The 4,661-nt window shown below is 71.0% G+C and carries 4 protein-coding genes and 1 pseudogene; all 5 read right to left on the bottom strand.

Going from position 1 to position 4,661, the window contains the following annotated elements; genetic code table 11:
• Positions 1–97: 97 nt before the first annotated feature.
• Positions 98–1,999, bottom strand: a complete 1,902-nt coding sequence (tssF, locus tag AC27VN_RS33300; RefSeq protein ID WP_490879324.1) for a type VI secretion system baseplate subunit TssF — start codon at positions 1,997–1,999, stop codon at positions 98–100.
• Positions 2,000–2,092: 93 nt separating this feature from the next.
• Positions 2,093–2,605 (bottom strand): type VI secretion system baseplate subunit TssE, encoded by a 513-nt coding sequence (gene tssE / locus AC27VN_RS33295; RefSeq protein WP_093350827.1) that lies wholly within the window; start codon positions 2,603–2,605, stop codon positions 2,093–2,095.
• Positions 2,598–3,446 carry a type VI secretion system accessory protein TagJ gene (locus tag AC27VN_RS33290; RefSeq protein WP_398499442.1) on the bottom strand — a complete coding sequence of 283 codons (849 nt, stop codon included), beginning with the start codon at positions 3,444–3,446 and terminating at the stop codon, positions 2,598–2,600. Before AC27VN_RS33290 ends, tssE begins: the two co-directional genes overlap by 8 nt.
• Before the next feature lie 13 nt (positions 3,447–3,459).
• Positions 3,460–4,005 (bottom strand): type VI secretion system tube protein Hcp, encoded by a 546-nt coding sequence (locus AC27VN_RS33285; RefSeq protein ID WP_093350822.1) that lies wholly within the window; start codon positions 4,003–4,005, stop codon positions 3,460–3,462.
• A gap of 19 nt (positions 4,006–4,024) precedes the next feature.
• Positions 4,025–4,661: pseudogene (locus tag AC27VN_RS33280) on the bottom strand (caspase family protein); the annotation flags it as partial.

Below are 4,661 nucleotides of genomic sequence, written 5' to 3'. Positions count from 1 at the left end.
ACCGCGAAGTAGTCGTAGGCCCAGGGCTGGTCGGACCACCGGCGCAGCGCGGCATCGACGCGCGCGGCCACCGATTCCGTCGGCAACGCAGGCGCGGCTAGAGGATCTGGCGCGTCCCGCACAGCGGCCTCCAGCGCATGTTCTCGCCCTTGCCCGCGATGCGCACCACGGTCTCGACGAAATGGTTGACCTCGACGTGGCGCGCCAGATAGCGCGCGAGCACGGCACCGAACAGGAACACGCTGTGGCCGTGGAAGGCGTCCTTGTCGACCTCGAGCGTGACCTCCAGGCCGCGCCCGAAGGCGATCGGCCCCTTCATCGGCAGGCGGCGCGCCACCGCCTTGCTGCTGACCGACAGCAGCCCGCGCACCTGGCCCTGGCGCATCTCGTCGGCATGCGAGGCATAGAGCATCAGCGTCTCGCGCAGCGCGGCCGCGCCCTGCTGCGGCGAGCTGTCGGAGATCGACAGGTAGTTGAGCGCGAGGTGGTCGAGCACGCGCCAGCCCAGCCCCTGGCTCACCACCGGCGACACCGGCCGCGAGGGCCCGCGCACCATGCGCACGCGCTGCGCGGGGAAGGAGTCGACGCAGTCGAAGTCGTTGTCGCGGCCCATCGGCAGCAGCAGCGGCAGGTCGCGGTTGGTGCACAGCGCCGACACCGCGAGCTGGCGCAGGCTGGCCGCGTACGGCGCCTGCTGCGGATCGACGATCTGCATGTAGACCTCGGAGCCGATGTGGCTGCTGCGGTTGCCCTCGGTGCGCTGGCGCACCGACAGCATGCGCGGCTCGCGCGTGGTCGTGTAGTAGGCCGGATGGCTGTGGCGCGTGCCGTGGAAGGCCGAGTAGAAGGGCCGGAACAGCTGCTCGACCGCGGCCGCCGAGCCCGAGTCCGCGCCCGGCGCGCCATGGCCGACGACCTCGGTCACGGTGTGCACCTCGAAGTCCTGCGGCCGCGTGCGGTCGGGCACCAGGTGGAACTGGCTCACGCCCTCGCTGAGCGGCACGCGGTCGAGCCGCTTGTTGAACAGGTTGACGATCGGCACGCAATGCAGCTGCACGTTCTCGGCCGTCACCAGCTTCTCGAGCGCCGCGTCGCCGCGCGAGAACAGCAGCACGATCTCGATCTGCGTCACCGGCATCGAGGGCAGCACCGACTGCAGGCCCGCGATCTTGAGGAACTGGAAGCGCTGCGGGAACGCGAAGTACTCCTGCAGCAGCCGGAAGCCCGAGAAGCCGGTGGCCGTGACCGGCAGCAGCGCCTCGTCGTCCTCGAAGCCGACCAGGCCGATGGCGCTCGGCGGCAGGCTGCGCGCCTCGCCCTGCAGCGCGCCGCCGGCACCCAGCGGCCGCACCATCACGCCGATGGGCTGGCCCAGCGCGCATTCGTGCAGCTGCCAGGCCACGTCGTCGGCGCCGCCCAGGTGCAGCACCAGGTCGTCGAGCGCGATCTGGCTGAAGTTCAGGTCGGCGGTGGTGCGCAGCACCATGCGCAGGCCGCCGCGGATGGCGCGCGACTGCGGATGCGTGGCCAGCGGCAGGTCGGGCGCGTAGCTGAAGTACTGGGCACGCAGCAGCTCCAGCGGCCACAGCCGCATCGCGCTCGCGGTGCGGAACTCGCAGTAGGTGCTCTGCCCGACCGCGTGCCGCGAGCGCAGGCCCGCGCCGCGCGGCAGGGTCGGCCCCACGGCGAGGTTGGCGTCGTCGGGGTCGTGCACCATGCTGACCACCGCCATGGCGGGCGTGGGCGCGAGGAAATGCGGATAGACGATGTCGAGCAGGTGGCCGGTGAAGCGCGGGTACTCGGCATCGAGCTTGAGATTGACGCGCGCCGACAGGAAGGCCGTGGCCTCGATCAGGCGCTCGACGTAGGGGTCGGCGACCTCCTGGCCTTCGATGCCGAGCCGGTTGGCGATCTTCGGAAAGGCGCGCGCGAACTCGGCCGAGCTCTCGCGGAAGTAGCGCAGTTCCTGCTCGTACAGGCTCAGCAGTCGGGGATCCATCGCGGCGCTACCTCCAGGTGGCCAGCGGCCCGCGCGCGGCCCGCGGCAGGCGGGAATCGGCGCGCGGCGAAGCGGGATGCGGTGCCGGCGGCGTCATGGCTTCTGGGTCGCGTCCTCGATCTCGATGCGTCCTTCTTCCAGGTCGACCCGGCTGCGCATGAGGAACTCCAGCGGCACCGGCTGCGCCCACAGCATGCCGCGGATCTGCAGGCCGACGCAGTTGTGCGAGTCCAGGGCGGAGCCTTCCATGACGAGTTCCACTTCGAGAGTGCGTGAGAGGATGCGTGGCTCGAACTGCAGGATCGCGTTCTTCAGAGCCTGTTCCATGCTGACACGCTGTATCGACGAGGTGAACTGGCCAGACAGCATAGGCAATCCGTAGTTGATGACGGAGCGCGCGGCGTTCGGGTACTGGCGGTCGTCCATGCCGAGGCCGTAGCTGGTGGCGTTGAAGAGCCAGCTCAGGTCGCGCAGCACGGCCGCGCGCAGCGCCTGCTTGGTGAGCGTGCGCTTGTCGTCGCCCTCGCGCTGCTCGTCGGGCGCGCTGTCGACCAGCCGGTCGAGCAGCGAGGGCTGCAGCCGCTCCTGCGCGGTGAGGTCAACCACCTGCGCCGCTTTCTTCGCCGTTCGCTTCGCCGCTTTCTTCTTCCGGAGCGGCGGCCGTGAACACGATCTCGCGCACGTCCATCAGCGCGTACTCGCCGGCGTCGGTGCCGAACACGCGCTGGCCATGGCCGGCCCAGACCTCGGGCCGCAGCTCGCGCCACTCGGTGCGGCGCGCGAGCAGCAGCTGGCCGTCGCTGCAGCGCTCGGTGCCTTCGTAGCGCGTGGGGATCAGCGCCAGCGTCTCGCCGCCGTTCTCGAAGTCGAGGTGCGCGGGCATCCAGACGCAGTCGCGCAGGTCCTCGGGCGGCTCGATCTTCACGCAGGCGAGCCGCGCATAGGGGATCCAGTAGTACTTGCCGTTGACGAAGGCCTCGAGCACCGGGCCCAGCCGCATGTCGGCGTCGGACAGCCAGTCGAAGGGCACGCCGTCGATGCTGCCGGCGATGGCCGGCGCCGCGTCGAAGGCGCGCTGGCGCAGGTCTTCGGCCAGCTCGGCCTCACCGCGTCCCTGCCGCAGCAGCGATTCGATGAGCAGCGCCAGCCATTCGTCGGGCTGGCCGAAGATCATGGGCGTGCGCGTGCCGGCAAACACCTCGGCGCGCAGGCCTTCGCAGCGCACGGCATCGCCGTACACCTGCTTCATCGGAACGGCGAGCGCATCGAGCTCCGCCGCGACCGTCAACTGGTTGAGCGCGCGCTCCCACTGGCCCAGCACGCACAGCAGCTGTGCCATGAAGACGCGCGGCTTGCTGTCGGCGGGCTTGGCGCGCACGTCGTCGCTCAGCGCCTTGAGGGCGGCCACCGGATCGGCGGCCTTGAGGAATTCGGCGGCGGTGGTCATGGCTGGCTCCGCTTCACTGGGTGGCCGCGATGACCGCGGTGCGCACGGCGCCGCGGATGCCCGAGGCGAGCTGCGGCGCGGTCTTGATCTGCACGTTGCGGCTCTCGAACACGGTCACCTCGCGCGGCTGGCGCGGCGTGCCGCCGGTGAGGATGGCCTGGCTCACGACGCGCGCGCCGGTCAGGATGACCTCGAAGAAGGGCTGCGACGGCAGGTGGTCGCCGCTGGCGCGGTAGACGAAGATCGAGACCTCGAGGTTGGCCTCCTGGCTGAACAGCAGGCTCGCGATCGACGCGGTGGCGGCATCGACCTCGCGCACGATGACGAAGGGATGCACGCGCACCGAGCCCTTGGTCGAGCCGGGCGGCGACACCACCTCCATCTGGTGGCAGTAGCCGCCGATGTCGATGAACTCGAGGCCGCGCTCCGATTCGCCCTTGACCTTGGTGCCGCGGTTGTCGATCGACATCAGGAAGTCGTTGACCGGTTCGCCGGCCATCAGGTCGAGCAGGCGCAGCAGCTCGTCGGGATCGAGGGCGCCTTCTGCAGAAAAGCTCATTGCAATCTCCTTGAAAAAATCATCGGGACGCGGCGTCCGCGGCGCCCCAGGACAACATCGCCGCATAGAGGCGGCGCCGCGGCGGCTCCACCTGGCCGCGCACGCGCAGGTCGGCCAGCACCGGCTCGACCGCGGCACCGAACAGCCGCGGCCCGCTCTGCGGCGCGGCCGGCGTGGCCAGCACGAACAGGCGTGCGCCCTCGGCCGAGAGCCAGGGCAGCTCGAAGCGCTTGGCGGCCGGCGCCTCGCGCGTGCCGCGCTCGAAGCGGTTGCTCTCGCCGGGATCGGACGGGTACTCGGCGCGCGGGCGGCCCTGCGCGTCGATGCCCGCCACCACCATGTCGACCGAATGGCCGCTGGTGTTGCGCACGTTCAGCGCCGCGCGCTCGCCGTCGCGCAGCGGCAGCAGGTTCGCCCCGCTGGTGCGCAGCGGCCCGCTGCGCGCGAGCCGGTCGCCGTTCCAGATCTCGAGCACGGCCTCGAAGCCGTCGATCGGCATCTGCGTGCCCTCGCCGAGCGCGCAGAGCTGGCGCCACCACTTGAGCCGCGCCAGCGTCTCGAGCCGGCGCCGCAGCGCGGCCTTGTCGCCCAGGCGCTCGCTGCCGGCACCGAGCACCGGCGATGTCCCTTCCCCACCTCTCCCAGCCCCCGAGAAC

The organism is Variovorax sp. 20P10.2.4 (genome assembly GCF_058244205.1).
Note: the sequence above shows the minus strand (reverse complement) of the source record. Positions and strands in the feature narration are given on the sequence as shown.